The sequence below is a fragment of the Pseudomonas sp. ACN8 genome (genome assembly GCF_002303925.1).
In the GTDB taxonomy this organism is placed as follows: Bacteria; Pseudomonadota; Gammaproteobacteria; order Pseudomonadales; family Pseudomonadaceae; genus Aquipseudomonas.
Genome location: NZ_MRCS01000033.1, coordinates 24,916 through 39,232, shown reverse-complemented (window position 1 = coordinate 39,232; position 14,317 = coordinate 24,916). Strand labels below are relative to the sequence as shown.

Genomic DNA, 14,317 nt, shown 5'->3' with positions numbered 1-14,317 from the left:
AGCAGGCTCGCTCCCACAGTCATTCTTCAGTGAACACAGATTTTGTGTACAACAGAAGCCCACTGTAGGAGCGAGCCTGCTCGCGATGGGGCCATTGAAGTCAATACAACTTCTGGCTGGATTTATTATCAACCATCGACACATTACTTGTCGGGTTGGTCAGTAAATTACTGAGCGACTGGTCAAACTTTTGCAGCGCCCTGACTTGTACATTCTGTTGTTCGTTAATGTCCGCAACTATCTCTTCACTGCGTTTATAGTCGGCCCACACCGGGCTGAGTGCTTTGGCGTCATGCCCTTGTGCAGTACCGATGTAGTTAAAGTTCTTGTCGTAAAAAACCGCACTGACATCTGCTTGTATGTCTGAACTGCGCGAGGTCATCAGTTGGCTGCGGGTGTCAATTACCGCTATCACATCCGGTTTCGCCGCCCTGAGGCTCTGCATGTCCGGGTACACCGTGACAGAGCCGAATTGCCGCTGCAGGGAGGCCTTGACCCAGTCCACGGCCATGTCCGGCCTGGAGGTGGTTACATAGGCGTCATGGATTGGCTGTACCAGCAGGCTCTGGCCGAAACCGGTTCCGGCGTTGGCCTGGTAGTCCCGAAGATAGGCGCGGTTGGTCTGGGTATTCTGGCTGTAGACAATACCCAGCGAGATATGGCTGCCGTTGGTTATCAGGGTAGTACTGCTACGGCCTACCGGTTCGGTAAAGATACCGCTCAGTGAAGAGACCGCCGTCGGCGCAGTGGGAATCGAGCAACCGGTTAAAACAACAGCCATGGTGAACGTACTGGCAAGCGCAAGTTTCATGGTGTTTCTCCAGTGAAACAACTTTAGTCGAAAGTTAAAGTTGCCGGTGCTGTGCCGGCGGTGACTCAAGACTAAACCCTGGATGATTTATTTAAATAACCAATGTCCGCACTTATCCGGCGGTCAATAGTTTTGTTTGGTTTAAAAGTCTCCGGCTAATTGCGTCGGGAAATAAAAAGGCCCGAATTCACGATTCGAGCCTTTTTATTTATAGCTGTACGTTCAGCCATCAGTGTTCCAATGGGATCAACACTTTCTCGTCCGGGGCCAAAACCATGAATACCAGCAACTTGGCAGGCTTGGTCGCGCTGGCGTTTTTCGACACAAGGTGTTCCGACCCCGCCGGCTCATACCAGAACTCACCGGCCTTGTAGGTTTTCGCCGGCTGGCCCTTCACTTGGGAGGTGATTTGTCCGGAAATGACATAGGCCATGGTGGTGCCATCGTGTTTGTGGGCGATGGACGATTGACCGGGCTGGTAATCGACTTCGATCATCAGCGCTTTTTTACCAGGGACGTTCTTCAGCATTTCGTCCTGCAGGACGGTAACTTTTTCCGAAGGGGCATGGGCAAAGGCCGATGCGGATGCAATAAGGGCCAGGGCGACGAGAGGGGCAGCACAAAAGCGCAACACGTTCATGGTTCTTTACCTGCGGTGGTTGGTTGTTGCAAACCACAGTAGTGCGCAAGCTGTAGAGGTTAAACAGCCAATATTCTGGAAGGCGAGGGGGCCAATTGCAGGAAGGCCAACGGAGAAAAAATGATGGCGAGGGAGCAAGTTCCCTCACCACGGGAAATGGTTAAACGATCGGAAAACTGTTGAAGTCCACGGCATTGGCCAACTGGCTATCTATCAGGCTGATGAAGCCCTGGACTTCAGGACAGTTGAAATGCGATCGCATGGCCGCTTCCGATTGCCAGTGGGCGCTGACGGTCCAGCGATTGGTGTCCTCGGGGCAGCGGTCGACCATATAGGATTCGCAGCCCGGTAGTTCACGCAGGGTTTCGACAATCTTTTGCAGTTGCTTACCCAGTTCATCCGAGCGGCCGGCGGCGGCCTGTACCTGTACGGTATTGATCACTTCATGGGACATTGCTCACACTCCTGAATCAGGCCGGACGAATCCTGCTCATTGAGGGATAACGCCTATGCAGGATAGGCCCGCCCCCTGGGACCGCCAATAGCCAATCGCCGGATAAAGCCGCAGGCCAATCCGTCAGGCCACCTGCTGCAGGATGTCGCGCAAACGGTCCAGGGCGATGTCGATGTCGAGGGTTTCGATGGCGCCAAAACCCAAGAAAAGCCCGGCCCTGGGCGTTTCCTGATAGAAAAAACTGTCGATGGCATAGAGCCCGACTTCGACTTTTTTCGCCAGTTCGATCACCAATGGAATATCTATCGGCACTTTGCACATCACCACCATGTGGAAGCCGGCGGTAGACGGCACCGCCTCAAGCCAGGACGAGAGGTCGCCGGCCATGCGCGTCAGGATCCGCTCGCGGCGCCCGGCATAGATCGTATGGCAGCGCCGGATGTGCTTGAGCAGGCAGCCTTCGGCGATGAATTTGGCCAGTGCCCATTGCGGCAGGGTCGAGGTGTGCAGGTCGGTGAGCTGTTTGGCGCGCACCACGGCCTCGAGGATCGCCGGCGGCAGGATCGCATAGCCGAGCCGCAGCTCCGGTAACAGGGTTTTCGAGAACGTCCCGACGTAAGCGACGATCCCCCGTTCATCCATGCTCTGCAGGGAATCGGTGGGGCGGCCCTCATAGCGGAATTCGCTGTCGTAGTCGTCCTCGATGATGATCGCGCCCAGCTCATGGGCCTTGGCCAGCAATGCTTCCCGGCGTGCCTGGCTCATGGGCATGCCCAGCGGGAACTGGTGCGACGGGGTGACATAGATCAGGCGAGTGCCGCGAGGAATCCGGTCCACCACAATGCCTTCGGCGTCCACCGGCACGCCTATCACCGTGGCGCCATGGGTGCCGAACAGCAGACGCGCTGGCGGGTAGCCGGGGTCCTCCATGGCGACCAGGCTGCCCGGACTGATCAGCACCCGGGCGATCAGGTCCAGCGCCTGTTGCGCGCCGTTGCACACCACCACATCCTCATCCTGACAATTGACCCCGCGGGAGAACGCGATGTGCTGCGCAATGGCGTTGCGCAAGGCGGGCAAGCCCTCGGGCAGGCTGTAGAGGCCCTTGGAACCGGCCATCTGGCGCAGCGCATGAGAGGTGCAGCGCCGCCAGTCATCCTGGGGGAACTGGCCCTTGCTGGTGGCGCCACCAATGAAGTCGTAGCGCAGCGAGCCTTCCAGGGTCGGATGACGCAGAAACACCGGCAGGTTGCGCCAGGACTCGATCACCTCGAAACCGGCAAGCTCGGTGTGGCTCTGTTTGCGCTGCACCTTGGACGAGCGCGCGTTGACGTAGGTACCTTTGCCGACCACCCCGGTGAGGAAGTTTTCGTAGGTCAGTTGGGCGTAGGTGTCGGAAATGGTCTTGCGCGAAATACCCAGTTGTTCGGCCAGCAAACGGCTGGGCGGCAGTTGCGTCCCGGCGGTCAGACGACCGGACTCGATGGCGCTGCGCAGTTGGTTGTACAGCTGGCCGGCCAGATCCTTGCGGCCGTTGATGACAACATGTAGTTCCATACCGGCGAGGCTCCGGGGCTGTTGAGGCGCGTGTGCGTCGCGCAAGATTACCCTTATCCGCTTGTAGTACAGAAGTTGTGCAGTGGAAAAACCGTCAATTGGTCTGGTGGCGCTGGTCACCGGGGAAATCGCCTGATTGGATCTGTCATGCTTGCGCGCCAGCGACTACCGTGAAAATCACCTCACGGTTGCACGAGATCGCTCCATGAACCCCCGTCTGGATTACTACAGCGCGTCCCCCAAGGCGATGAAAGCCATGATCGCCATGGAGGCCCTGACCAGCAGCCTGAGCATCGAGCAGGGCCTGCTGCACCTGATCAAGATTCGTGCTTCGCAGCTCAATGGCTGTGCCTTTTGCACCGACATGCACTCGGTGGATGCACGACGCCTGGGCGAAAGCGACCGGCGCCTGTATTCCATTGTGGTCTGGCGCGACAGTAACTTTTTCAACCCCCGGGAAAGAGCCGCGCTGGCCTGGACCGAGGCGGTCACCTTGCTCTCCGAAAGCCATGTGCCCGACGATGTCTACGTCCAGACCCGGGACCAGTTCAGTGAAAGCGAACTGGTCGACCTGACCATCGCCGTCACCACCATCAACAGCTGGAATCGCCTGGCCGTAAGCTTCCGGCAGACACCCAGCGCCTGAGTCTTTGTCACAGCAGCTTCATGAAGGATCCGCAGGATGGACCTGTCAGTGTCCGATCGACAGGGAGTCCTCGATGTCAGTCATGGAAATCTACACCCAACAGGGTGCTGCCGAGTATCGTGTAGCCATCGATAAAAACGCGTCCTGGCGCCAGTTGGCAGCGGGTATCGACCCCGAACGGGCGCTGTGTTTCACCGTCAGCGCCCGTTGCGGTTGCTTCATGCAGGCCGCCCGTAGTCTCAACATCAAGGCCACCCGTCTGCGCAGGCAACTGGTGCTGCTGGAAACGCAGTTGCAGTGTTCGCTGTTCAACCATTCTGACATTGGATTCAGCCTCAGCCGCGATGGCTTGCGCTTGCACGCACAATTGATCGCCCTGGCCCATGAACGCAATTTGCCGGTGATCGAGCAACCGTTGATTCGCCTGGCCGTGGCGGATTCGATCCTGCATGACATTCTCGGACGCGACCTGGTTGCACTGCTGCGGCGCAACGCCAGCGTTCGGCTGGACATCATCACGCTCGACAGCGAAATGTCATTGCAGGCGGTCAGCGCCGACGTGGTGGTGTGGCTGGGCGAGACCGGATCGCCGTTGCCGGGGCCGAGCTTTGCCACCAATGAACCCCGGCGCCTGGCGCCACTCGATTACCTTCCGCACATTGCCAAGCGCTACTCGCGGGTTGCCTCCAGGCCGGAATGCATGGATGACCTGGCCGATTTTCTCCTGGTGCAATGGCGGCCGGACGTCCATGTCGAAAGTTTCCGGCCATGGAATGCACTGGTGGACCAGCGCCTGGCGGGGGCGGTGCAACTGCAATCCTACGGGCTGATGCTGGAGATGATCCGATGCAGCGCCTGCATCGGCCTGCTGCCGCACTACATGAGCCACTTCGACCGCGGGCTGATTGCCTTGCCGGGCTTGTTTGACCAACCCATGCGGCGTCAGGTGTGGATGGCGGTCAACGCCGATTCCGGGGACGACGCGCAGGTACGGATGATCGTCGAATTGATCGAAAACACCTTCAGCGAGCGCCGGGAGTGGTTCGAAAGCTGAGTGCTCCCACATTGGTTCTCGCCACAGCCGAAGGTAGCGTTATAGAGTGAACGGCCATGTCTGCTTCAAGGATGATTCACCCATGCCAACCACCGAACCTGTCATCACCCTCGAACGTTTCAACGAATCCCATATCGAAGGCATTGCGGCGCTGTACAACGATCCGGCAATCGCCCGTCAAACTCTGCAGATGCCGTTTCAGTCCACCGACCTCTGGCGCAGTCGCCTGGCGCTGGATAACGAACGCCTGGTGAAAGTGGTGGCCCTGCATCAAGGCACGGTGGTTGGCAACATTGGCCTGGAGCAATTCTCACGCATTCGTCGCAGCCATGCCGGCAGCTTCGGCATGGGCGTTGCGGTGGCTTGGCAGGGCAAAGGCGTGGGCTCGAAGCTGCTCGCAACGGCATTGGATATTGCCGATAACTGGATGAATCTGCAGCGCATCGAGCTGTCGGTATATGCCGACAACGAAGCGGCCATTGCCCTGTACCGCAAGTTCGGCTTCGAAACCGAGGGCCTGTTCCGTGATTACGCCGTGCGCGACGGCGTACTGGTGGACACCTTGAGCATGGCGCGCCTGCGTCGTACGCCCAGGGCCGGTTGAGTCAGTCGCCCAGGGCGAACGCCACCGCAGCTTGCGCATGCAGCTCGGTGGTGTCGAGCAAGGTCAGGGTGCTGTGATCGGGCGAGGGGCCCGTAGATCCGTATTTCGATCTATCAGAAAATGTCGAATGCATCTCTCTGACTCCCAGCCAGTACCGTTCGCGCTTTTAGTCGTACGCGAACAACGCGCATCTGCCATTCTGAAAGTCCGCAGTACTGCTTCAACCAAAGGACCACCGCAATGGACGATGTACAGCAACTGGGCGAGATGCTTCGTCACTACGCAGAAAGCGAAGCGCACAAGAAACAGCTGTTCGAGTCGCAATCGGCACAATGGGCGGCGCGCATTGCTGAACTGTTCGATCAGATCCAGCAGTGGCTGGAGCCGGTGCTGGTACCGCATTTGCTGGAAGTAAGCCGTGAGGCCTATGTCGCATCGGGGCCGAGCGTGCCAGTCGAGACCTCGACGTTCAAGAGCGAAAAACTGTCCATTGTGATTGCTGGCAAACCGGTGGAGTTCGTGCCGGATGTGATGGGCGTCGGCGGGCAGATTTCCGTGGCTGTGATGGGGTTTACCGCAGCGCGTTATGGCAGTGTGTCATTGGTGTGCGTGCCGCCGTCCACTGGTTGGCAGTGGCGCAAGACCAATGGCTTGAAGGACCCGGATACCTTTGAATTCGATGCGAACTTTCTGGCGCAACAGCTGCAGAGCCTGATTCCCCGCGAGCGCAGCTGATTTCTTCGCTCAGGCCCACCCGCGTCTATCTGGACCATAGGCGCGGGCTTGCTGGCACCAGCCGTTACTGTCTCACGTTCTGATACAGCATCAACCTTGAGGTTTCATGCATGGCGCGGGTCAACTGCACCAGGCGTTTGAACTCTTCGGGGTTTTGCTCCGCCACGTTGTCCAGAGGCGTCTTCGAGGCAAGGTCGTGGAGCGTTGGCGAACTGCCGTCGTGCTCCATTTGCACCATGTAATGTTGAGTCACGCCGGCAATCAACGGGAACGTTCCCTCACGCAATACCAGCGGTACCACGCGTTCACCCTCGGGCGCCGGCTGCTGGATATCACGACCCATGCCGCTGTTGCGGAACTCAAGACCGGCCATGCCCGCCACGGTTGGCAGCAAATCCACCAGGCCAACCGCCTCCTGGACCTTGCGTGTCCCGAGCAAGCCCGGGGCATGGATGATCATCGGCACCGCATTGCTTTCCAGGCCCAGTTGCTCATAGGCCGGGGCCAGGAAAGGGATTTGGGCGATACGGGTGTTATGGTCGCCAAACAGCACAAAAATGGTGTTGTCGTAGTAGCCGCCAGCCTTGGCGATTTCCATCAAGCGGCCGATGTTGAAGTCCAGCAGGCGCACGGCGTTGTATTGCTCGACACTGCGCGATCCTGCGGCCTGGACTTCCTCGAGGGTAGGGTGCTTGACCTCGAATCCATCATTGGTCTCGGGAATGGTGAAGGGACGATGGTTGCCGGCAGTCTGTACATACGCAAAGAACGGTTTGTCCTTGGGGAGCGCCTGCAGGAGCTGGTCGGTTTCCTTGAACAGGTCCAGATCTGAAATGCCCCAGACATCCACCACCGGGGATTTCCAATCCCGCTCTTCGTACAGGCGAACGCCGTCGATGCTTTGCCGAATCAAGGCATTCATGTTGGCCCAGCCGGAGTTGCCGCCGATGGTGTAGATCTTCTCGTAGCCGGTGAAGGCATTGACCAGGGAGTTCTGCCGGGTGATCAGCGGGTTACGTGTCGCAGTCTCCTGGCGCGTGACGTCAGGGACCCCGGAAATGCTGGCCCATACGGTTTTTGCAGTCCCTGTTACCGGCACATAGAAGTGCTCGAAAAACCAGCTCTGGGTGGCCAGGCGATCGAGATTGGGTGTCGGATTGATCGGGTTGCCGTAAGCCCCGACGGCACTGGTGCCCAAGGATTCAAGCATGACAAACATCACGTTTGGCGGTCGTGATCCCGGTACTTTGTAAGGTTGTGGTGCCTGGTGGCGAACAAAATTGAGAGATTGCGGATCGGGCTGGTCAACGCCCAGGTAGTTGGCCATGACTGAATAGTGCTCGCGCACCTGCGCTTCGTCATAGCGCGACTGGCCGACCTTGAGCGTGTCATAGAGGAAGATCACCGGGTTGAGCCCCAGTGCGGCAGTCTGGTTATTGCCCGAGAAGAAGGCATCGCTCCAGCGCAATGGCACCGGGTTTTCCAGGTTCATGTTCTCGACACGGCCCAGGATGCCCAGCAATACCACCATGACCATCAACGCGCCGCCCCATGTGGCGCAGAGCGGGTGAACCGGTTTGCGAGGGCGGTCCAGCGTCACTCGTTCCAGACGCACCAGGGCCAGTGTCACCAGCGCTACCGTTGCCAGCCAACCCAGAGAAATCCAGATGACCGGGTAGGTCTGCCAGACCATGTCACGGGATATCTGTGCATCCTCGATGAAGCGCAATACCGTGGCGTTGATCCTCACGCCCAGGTACGCGTAATGCCCGAAATCGATGATGTAGATCAGCAGCAGGGCACCCAGGGACGCGAAGATATAAAAACGTGCGATCCAGCGCAGCAAGCGGCTTGAGGTGAGGTTCCAGCGAGGAATCCAGGCCAGCAAAGCCAACGGCAGCATCACCAGAATGGCCAGGCGCAGATCGAAACGAAAACCGATGCCCAGGGTTTCCCGTACGGCCTCGTCGTCGATCAGGGCATTCGCGTCGAAACCGGAATAGCCGAAAAAGAACATCACCCGTAGCAGGGCAAACAACGCAAACAGAATCGCTGTTGCGCCTAGCCAATAGTGCAAACGTCTCGATTGCAGCCAAGCCATCCATGTTCCCCTGTTAAATATGTCGTTGAAGCTCAAACGGATCTGGATACGTTACGCACTGAGCTGAGTCGTTTGTTCAGGTAACCGTACGTCCAGCGTATGAAAATCATCAGAAGTGCCGCGCAGCAAAACAGACCCAGTAGCGGATCAATCAGGTAATCCCAATAGTTTTGCGAAGGTTTTATCCCGATGATGAAAGCCAGGGTCGCGCTGGACAGCATCACGACGGCCAGGCTGTTGCGCAGGTAAAACAGGCCCAGTGTGAGCAGTGCGAAGAAAATCAACATCGGGCGCGGGTTGTATCCAAGCCGATAGGGATCCAGATCGCTCAGACCAAGGGTTGCCGGATACAGCACCAGGGCCAATGTGGCGAACATGATCAATATGCCGGTTTTACCTTGCTGCGCAGGCGGCAAGAAGCCCAGCCGACGTAAACAGCCCCAAGCCATGAACACGAGTGACGTGATCGCAAGGTCATCGATGTGGCTGCGCAAATACGTGGCCAACGACAACCCGTCCAGTGGAATGAAACTGGCGGCCAGCAAGGCGGCAAGCAGGGCGATACGCCAGTTCCTGTTTAAACCGAAAGACGGAAGCACGAGGAAGAGGATCATCGCGAAGCTGACATGGGCTTGCCAAAGGTTAATCATTTGAGTCGCTCGGACAGCCACGCATCGTTGAAAGCAACGTGCTTGATGAAAGTGTTGTTCCAGGAATAAACCAGGTGATACATGCCGTCCGGGCTGCGGATGAAATATGGATATTCATATTCAAACTCGCAGCCTCGGGGGTTACAGACACGTGTGTCGAGATTCTTCAGGAATTGCGCCTCCAGCGGCTGGCGGAGCGCGCCACTGGAACCGCGGAACTCATTGCCTATGATTTTCTTGTAGGCCAGGGGTGAAAACGGATCGCCTTCCGGATCAGGTGATTTGTCCAGGTCACGCAACGAGTGCCAATCGTCCATTTTTTCGTCGGTACCGTAAAGGCTCAGCTTGAAGCGCCCCTCTTGCAGGTCATTGAGCGCTACCAGCAACCCATGTTCGGGGGTTGCGACAGCTGCCAGCGAAGAATTGGGATTCGATGGGTCGAGCGGATAAGGTTCGCTCCAGGTTTGTCCGGCATCTTCGGTGCGGGTCGCCAGAACACGGTGGTGAGTGTTGCCGGCATATCGCAACAAGGCGATGCCGCGCTGCCCATCCAGCGGAACCACCGTGGGTTGCAATGAGTTCTTGCCGTAGCTGATGCGGTATTTGTCGATCACATCACCGTCTGCGCTCAAGTAGAGGTATTCGGCAAACTTGCCCAGAAATTCGTGGTAGACCGGTAAACCGATGGAACCGTCGGCATGAAACACGGGTGCGGATCGGACCAGGGTGCTGATGTTCAGAAAGGGGGACGTGATCAGTTGGCGCGGAGCGGACCAATTTTCACCGAAGTCGTCGGAAACCATGACGTTGACTGCACTGCCGGCCCAGCCGCCCATGGACACGGATACGTAGAACAACCACAGGCGTTTATCCGGCGCCAGTGCAATCACCGGATTGCCCAGCTTGCGGATGTATCTTTGGGTGCCTTGTTGGGTCGAACTCCGAGTCGCCAATACCTGCTCAGCACCCCATTCGCCGGTTTTCTCGTCGAAGCGGGCGGAACGCACCTGCACATCGGCTGCGCCTTCGCGAGAGCCAGCAAACCAGGCTGTCATCAAGCTACCGTCAGGCAAGGCGGTTACGGCCGAGGAATGCACGAAGTCCACCAGCCCGGACGAGGCGAAACGGCTGGTATAAATGGGCCTGGCCACTTGATCGGCCACAGCCTTCACCGGATTCATCGCAAAGGACGAATGCGTGTGGGCAGGATTGAGTAACCATGCGGTCACAAAGAGGCAAGACAGTGCGAGATAAGCACCGAGGGCAGAAATACTGGGTAGCTTGATGCGCATGTGAGGCTAGGCATCTCTTGGCCCGATCGAGGGCCATAACTTATCACCTATAGTTGCAAGACCGGTTTTTTGCAAATGAAGTATTTGTAAGTAAATGTGTTTGCAGTGTAGCCGCTGTTGAAAAAGTCGACCCGGTGAAGTGGGGAATTGATCGAATCCAGGCGTATATTGATAGTGTCGATCCAGACAGTTGAGGCGATAGTAAATCGTCGGTGGTGTGACAGGCCAGTGCGCTGGGGGAGCCAGATATCCCGGAACGTTTGGAGGTGTTACATGAGCCAGTATCAACGACTCTTTCTGATAGCCGGTCCAGCCATGCGCCACACCCCGGCATTGGAGCGAGCTGTCGCCATTGCCGAGGCCACTGGCGCTGCGCTGCACATCACGGTGTTTATCGAAGACTCCAACCTGATGGGTTTGATGAGCGCAGGTGCACGTTTTCGCGAAGCCTGTCAGCAAGAGAACGAAAAATGGTTGAAGGATGAGGCCGATCTTATTCGCGGGCGCGGAGTCACGGTGAGTACCGAAGTGCTTGTTACGCGAACCGCGCTGCAAGAAATACTTCGGCACGTGGCAGAAATGCAGCCGGACCTGGTTATCAAGGACGTGCACCACGAGTCAGCGCTCAAACGCGTGTTCATTACGCCTCTGGATTGGCATCTGTTGCGCGAATGTCCGGTGGCTGTGCATCTGGTCAGCGAAGTCAGGTGTCCACTTCCGCGGGTGGTAGTGGCGGCAGTCGATCCATCACAACCCGAGACCCAGATCGCTGGCATCAACGACCGCATCATCCAGGCGGCGAACGGATTGTCGATGCAATGCAGCGCGGAGCTGCATCTGCTGCATGCCTACGATCTATCGCAGACACATATATCCGACGCAGGTGCTGGTGCAGTGACGATGCTGGGCTTCAGCAGCGATGTGCGCAAGTCACTGCAAAAGTCATTTATCGCTCTGGCCGACCACTACGGCGTGCCCAATGAGCGACAACACTTCGTTGAAGGGCCACCTGGCAAAGCGCTGGCTGACTTTGCAGCGCATCACCGAGCCGATGTGATCGTCATGGGAAATGCGCATCGCAAGGGACTGGGCAAATGGGTGGGCAGTACGACGGAGCATGTCCTGTTTCAAGTGCCCTGCAACATTTTCGCCGTCGCGGGATCTGTGGATCAGTGAATGGATTGGCTATTACGCAGCCAAATGACTCGCTCCTGCAGCTATCACATTGATTTCGCAGGAGCGAGGCTTGCTCGCTAGAGGCCTTTGAGTCAGCCCCCCGATCATTTCAACGCCGGATCCCCCATGTTCATTTTCTTCCAGCCCTGCAACAGCACCTGAGCCTTGGGCTCCTGCCCGTTGTCCAGGTAGTACTGGATCAACGACAAGCGGGCATTACGGTTCGCCGGTTGTTCTTTCAACAGCCGTTCCAGTTCTGCGCACGCCTGGTCAATCTTGCCGCTGTCATGCAGGGCCACCGCCAGCACATAGCCGAACTGTCCGCTCTGCGGTTCCAGTTGCGCGGCCTTGCGCAGGTACGGCAAGGCTTGAGCGGCCTGGCCCGCACGAATCAGCGCCAGGCCCTGGGTGTGTTGCAGCAGGCCTGAGTCGGGGTGGTCCTTGAGGCTTTGCGCCAGCAGGGCATGGGCTTCCTGACGGCGACCGTTGGCCTCCAGCCATTGCACCAGGGTGACCAACGCCGGGTAGAAGTCCGGATCGCGCTGCAGGGCGGTACGCAGCAACGCTTCGACTTCTGTGCCGCGGCCATCGGCCTGATAGAGCATGGCCAGGTTCAGGTTGGCCTCGGCACGCTCGGCCAGACTTTTTTGCACCGCCTCGTACTCGGCGATGGCGGCATTCCAGCTGTCCTGGGCGGTGCCCAGGCCATTGCGTGCCACGCTGAGCAGGTCCCGGGCGACGGCGATGCGTACAGCCCGCACCGGGTCGCTCAGCAACGGCGTCAGCAATGGCGCGCGCTCCGCTGGCGGCAGAAAGGCGCTGACCGCTCGCACCGCGCTCTCACGGACTTGCGGCGCCGGGTTGCCCAGGTCCTTGGTGGTCAGTTTCAACGCCTGTTCGCTCGGGTATGCCGGCAGCTCGGCCAGCAGTGTCGCCCGCTGAATCGCCGGCAGGTTGCTGCGTTGCAGTTGCTCGAACAATGCCTCGCCAGCGCCGGCCTGACCATTGCGAATCAGCCACAGGCTTTCGTCGTAGCGCGGGGCCTGTACCACGCTGGCGTTGGCGGTGTTCCACAGCTTGAATTGCTCGGTGACCTTGTCGCCGGCCTTGCCTTGGTGACAAGTCAGGCAAGCGTCAGGCGTCCCCAGTTTTTTCGCCCGCTCGGGGTTGGGAATACTGAAACTGTGGTCATGCCGCAAGTCGTTGCCCATGTAGAACTTGCCGGGCATGTGGCAATCCACGCACTGCGAACCCGGTTGGCCCAGGGTGTGGCGAGTGTGTTCGATGGAGTCGTAGTTTTTCGCTAGCAGGCCCTTGCCGTCGACACCTTCCACAGTGGTTTTGCCGGCGGTGTTGTGGCATTGCAGGCACACTCCGTTGCCAGGCGCTTTCAGCTGAGTGCTGTGGGGGTTGTGGCAGTCGCTGCAACGCACGCCCTTGTCGAACATTTTGCTCTGGGCAAAGGAGCCGTGTTCGAACACTTCATCCTTGATCTTGCCGTCCAGCGCGTACAACTCGCGGGTCAGGACGCTCGGCAGGTAGTCGTCCATCAGCCGCTTGCCGACCGTGTAGCCATCGTCCAGCGGCGCACGACGCGAGTGGCAGCGGGCGCAGGTTTCGATTTCGACGGTGGCGTTCTTGTCCTTGAGATCGACGGCAAAGCCGGCATGGATCAGGTCGGTTTTCTTCGCGGCCCATTCCAGGTGACTGGACGCCGGGCCATGGCAGGCCTGACAGCCGACGCCGAGGCTGTTCCAGTGGCTGTCGAAGGTGTTTTTCGCCGCATCGAAATTGCGCTTGTAGCCGGTGGTGTGGCACTCGACGCACATGAAGTTGGCGTTCTGGCTCGGCTTGCTCCAGTGCAGCGGGTTCTTGAAGGTGACGCCCTGGCCCGGATAGAGGTGAAACCAGCGGTGCTTCTCGGTATCCCAGGCCACCGCAAGAGCCTGCAAGCGGCCTTCGCCGACCTCGATCAGGTATTGCTGCAAGGGGGCGATGCCAAAGGTGTAGGCCACTTTGAAATCGGCATTCTTGCCATCGATTCCCGGCGTGTTGACCCAGAATTCGTCGCCTTTGCGCGAGAACACCGTGGTCTCTTTCTCGGCCTTGAAGGTGACGTTGTTGAAGTCGCCGAGCAGGGTGTCCGCGTTGGCTTGCTGCATCGCCAGTTGGTGATGGGAGCCTTGCCAGTCCTTGACCTGCTCGCCGTGGCAGCCCTGGCATTGTTGCTCATCGACCATTTTCGCAGGCGCGGCAGCGACCGGTTGCGGTTTGGCCGGTTGCACGGCAGGGGCGCTGACGGGAACTGACTTGAGCGGCGTCGGTGTACCGCCCAGCAAAAACCAGCCAATACCCGCCACTGCCAGCAGCAGGATGCCGATGGTGACAGGGAACAGGTAACGGTTGATCAGGGTCGGTTGCGAATCAGGGTTTGGGATTGCAGCTTTATTTTTATGGTTCGGCATTACGACTTCCATGGTCCAGGTGCGATTGCCTTGCGGCGCGCGATGAAGCTCGATTCAGCTTTGCCGGATGGTCGGCGTCTGTCAAATGGCAGATGCTGTGAAGCTGATGTCCCCATCGCGAGCAAGCTCGCT

Annotated in this window: 13 protein-coding genes and 1 pseudogene; 5 read left to right on the top strand and 9 right to left on the bottom strand. The window is 58.4% G+C overall.

What is annotated here, in order from left to right; genetic code table 11:
- Nucleotides 1–100 precede the first annotated feature (100 nt).
- The 4 genes from BSF44_RS18840 to BSF44_RS18825 form a co-directional block, all read right to left on the bottom strand.
- Nucleotides 101–811, bottom strand: coding sequence for an ATPase (locus tag BSF44_RS18840; protein WP_095944796.1), 711 nt, complete (start codon nucleotides 809–811; stop codon nucleotides 101–103).
- Nucleotides 812–1,040: 229 nt separating this feature from the next.
- Complete coding sequence (locus BSF44_RS18835) at nucleotides 1,041–1,451, bottom strand: cupin domain-containing protein (RefSeq protein WP_095944795.1); 411 nt, start codon at nucleotides 1,449–1,451, stop codon at nucleotides 1,041–1,043.
- Nucleotides 1,452–1,611: 160 nt separating this feature from the next.
- Nucleotides 1,612–1,905, bottom strand: coding sequence for a putative quinol monooxygenase (locus tag BSF44_RS18830; RefSeq protein WP_046037161.1), 294 nt, complete (start codon nucleotides 1,903–1,905; stop codon nucleotides 1,612–1,614).
- A gap of 123 nt (nucleotides 1,906–2,028) precedes the next feature.
- Entirely contained in the window at nucleotides 2,029–3,462 is a 1,434-nt protein-coding gene (locus BSF44_RS18825) for a PLP-dependent aminotransferase family protein (RefSeq protein WP_095944794.1), read from the bottom strand.
- A gap of 205 nt (nucleotides 3,463–3,667) precedes the next feature.
- Here BSF44_RS18825 and BSF44_RS18820 point away from each other — a divergent pair, with 205 nt between their 5' ends.
- The 3 genes from BSF44_RS18820 (at nucleotide 3,668) to BSF44_RS18810 (ending at nucleotide 5,766) form a co-directional block, all read left to right on the top strand.
- Nucleotides 3,668–4,108: a carboxymuconolactone decarboxylase family protein gene (locus tag BSF44_RS18820; RefSeq protein WP_095944793.1), complete on the top strand. Its 441-nt coding sequence runs from the start codon at nucleotides 3,668–3,670 to the stop codon at nucleotides 4,106–4,108.
- Nucleotides 4,109–4,181: 73 nt separating this feature from the next.
- The gene (locus BSF44_RS18815; protein WP_095944792.1) at nucleotides 4,182–5,162 is read left to right on the top strand and encodes a LysR family transcriptional regulator; all 981 of its coding nucleotides are present in this window, start codon (nucleotides 4,182–4,184) and stop codon (nucleotides 5,160–5,162) included.
- Between the two features lie 82 nt (nucleotides 5,163–5,244).
- Nucleotides 5,245–5,766 carry a GNAT family N-acetyltransferase gene (locus BSF44_RS18810; protein ID WP_095944791.1) on the top strand — a complete coding sequence of 174 codons (522 nt, stop codon included), beginning with the start codon at nucleotides 5,245–5,247 and terminating at the stop codon, nucleotides 5,764–5,766.
- Between the two features lies 1 nt (nucleotide 5,767).
- On the opposite strand, the pseudogene BSF44_RS29885 reads toward BSF44_RS18810, so the two are convergent.
- Nucleotides 5,768–5,848: pseudogene (locus tag BSF44_RS29885) on the bottom strand (aspartate/glutamate racemase); the annotation flags it as partial.
- 158 nt (nucleotides 5,849–6,006) lie between these two features.
- On the opposite strand from BSF44_RS29885, the gene BSF44_RS18805 reads away from it, so the two are divergent.
- Nucleotides 6,007–6,501 (top strand): hypothetical protein, encoded by a 495-nt coding sequence (locus BSF44_RS18805; RefSeq protein WP_095944790.1) that lies wholly within the window; start codon nucleotides 6,007–6,009, stop codon nucleotides 6,499–6,501.
- 64 nt (nucleotides 6,502–6,565) lie between these two features.
- On the opposite strand, the gene BSF44_RS18800 is transcribed toward BSF44_RS18805, so the two are convergent.
- Genes BSF44_RS18800 through BSF44_RS18790 form a run of 3 tightly spaced genes read right to left on the bottom strand, consistent with a single transcriptional unit; the run spans nucleotide 6,566 to nucleotide 10,544 of the window.
- Nucleotides 6,566–8,602, bottom strand: a complete 2,037-nt coding sequence (locus BSF44_RS18800; RefSeq protein WP_095944789.1) for an LTA synthase family protein — start codon at nucleotides 8,600–8,602, stop codon at nucleotides 6,566–6,568.
- Nucleotides 8,603–8,634: 32 nt separating this feature from the next.
- A complete protein-coding gene (locus tag BSF44_RS18795) occupies nucleotides 8,635–9,252 on the bottom strand; it encodes a hypothetical protein (RefSeq protein ID WP_095944788.1) in 618 nt (205 codons plus the stop codon).
- Nucleotides 9,249–10,544, bottom strand: coding sequence for an exo-alpha-sialidase (locus BSF44_RS18790; protein WP_095944787.1), 1,296 nt, complete (start codon nucleotides 10,542–10,544; stop codon nucleotides 9,249–9,251). The genes BSF44_RS18795 and BSF44_RS18790 overlap by 4 nt, the downstream gene beginning before the upstream one ends.
- Before the next feature lie 273 nt (nucleotides 10,545–10,817).
- On the opposite strand from BSF44_RS18790, the gene BSF44_RS18785 reads away from it, so the two are divergent.
- Complete coding sequence (locus BSF44_RS18785; RefSeq protein ID WP_095944786.1) at nucleotides 10,818–11,720, top strand: universal stress protein; 903 nt, start codon at nucleotides 10,818–10,820, stop codon at nucleotides 11,718–11,720.
- A 104-nt stretch (nucleotides 11,721–11,824) separates the two neighbouring features.
- Here BSF44_RS18785 and BSF44_RS18780 read toward each other — a convergent pair whose 3' ends face one another.
- Nucleotides 11,825–14,185: a tetratricopeptide repeat protein gene (locus BSF44_RS18780; protein WP_095944785.1), complete on the bottom strand. Its 2,361-nt coding sequence runs from the start codon at nucleotides 14,183–14,185 to the stop codon at nucleotides 11,825–11,827.
- Nucleotides 14,186–14,317 lie beyond the last annotated feature (132 nt).

Bases quoted from the DNA above. Each gene is read 5' to 3' on its own strand.
- BSF44_RS18780 (WP_095944785.1), bottom strand. From the start codon at position 14,185: ATGCCGAACCATAAAAATAAAGCTGCAATCCCAAACCCTGATTCGCAA.
- BSF44_RS18840 (WP_095944796.1), bottom strand. From the start codon at position 811: ATGAAACTTGCGCTTGCCAGTACGTTCACCATGGCTGTTGTTTTAACC.
- BSF44_RS18810 (WP_095944791.1), top strand. From the start codon at position 5,245: ATGCCAACCACCGAACCTGTCATCACCCTCGAACGTTTCAACGAATCC.
- BSF44_RS18785 (WP_095944786.1), top strand. From the start codon at position 10,818: ATGAGCCAGTATCAACGACTCTTTCTGATAGCCGGTCCAGCCATGCGC.
- BSF44_RS18830 (WP_046037161.1), bottom strand. From the start codon at position 1,905: ATGTCCCATGAAGTGATCAATACCGTACAGGTACAGGCCGCCGCCGGC.
- BSF44_RS18825 (WP_095944794.1), bottom strand. From the start codon at position 3,462: ATGGAACTACATGTTGTCATCAACGGCCGCAAGGATCTGGCCGGCCAG.
- BSF44_RS18805 (WP_095944790.1), top strand. From the start codon at position 6,007: ATGGACGATGTACAGCAACTGGGCGAGATGCTTCGTCACTACGCAGAA.
- BSF44_RS18835 (WP_095944795.1), bottom strand. From the start codon at position 1,451: ATGAACGTGTTGCGCTTTTGTGCTGCCCCTCTCGTCGCCCTGGCCCTT.
- BSF44_RS18820 (WP_095944793.1), top strand. From the start codon at position 3,668: ATGAACCCCCGTCTGGATTACTACAGCGCGTCCCCCAAGGCGATGAAA.
- BSF44_RS18815 (WP_095944792.1), top strand. From the start codon at position 4,182: ATGTCAGTCATGGAAATCTACACCCAACAGGGTGCTGCCGAGTATCGT.
- BSF44_RS18795 (WP_095944788.1), bottom strand. From the start codon at position 9,252: ATGATTAACCTTTGGCAAGCCCATGTCAGCTTCGCGATGATCCTCTTC.
- BSF44_RS18790 (WP_095944787.1), bottom strand. From the start codon at position 10,544: ATGCGCATCAAGCTACCCAGTATTTCTGCCCTCGGTGCTTATCTCGCA.
- BSF44_RS18800 (WP_095944789.1), bottom strand. From the start codon at position 8,602: ATGGCTTGGCTGCAATCGAGACGTTTGCACTATTGGCTAGGCGCAACA.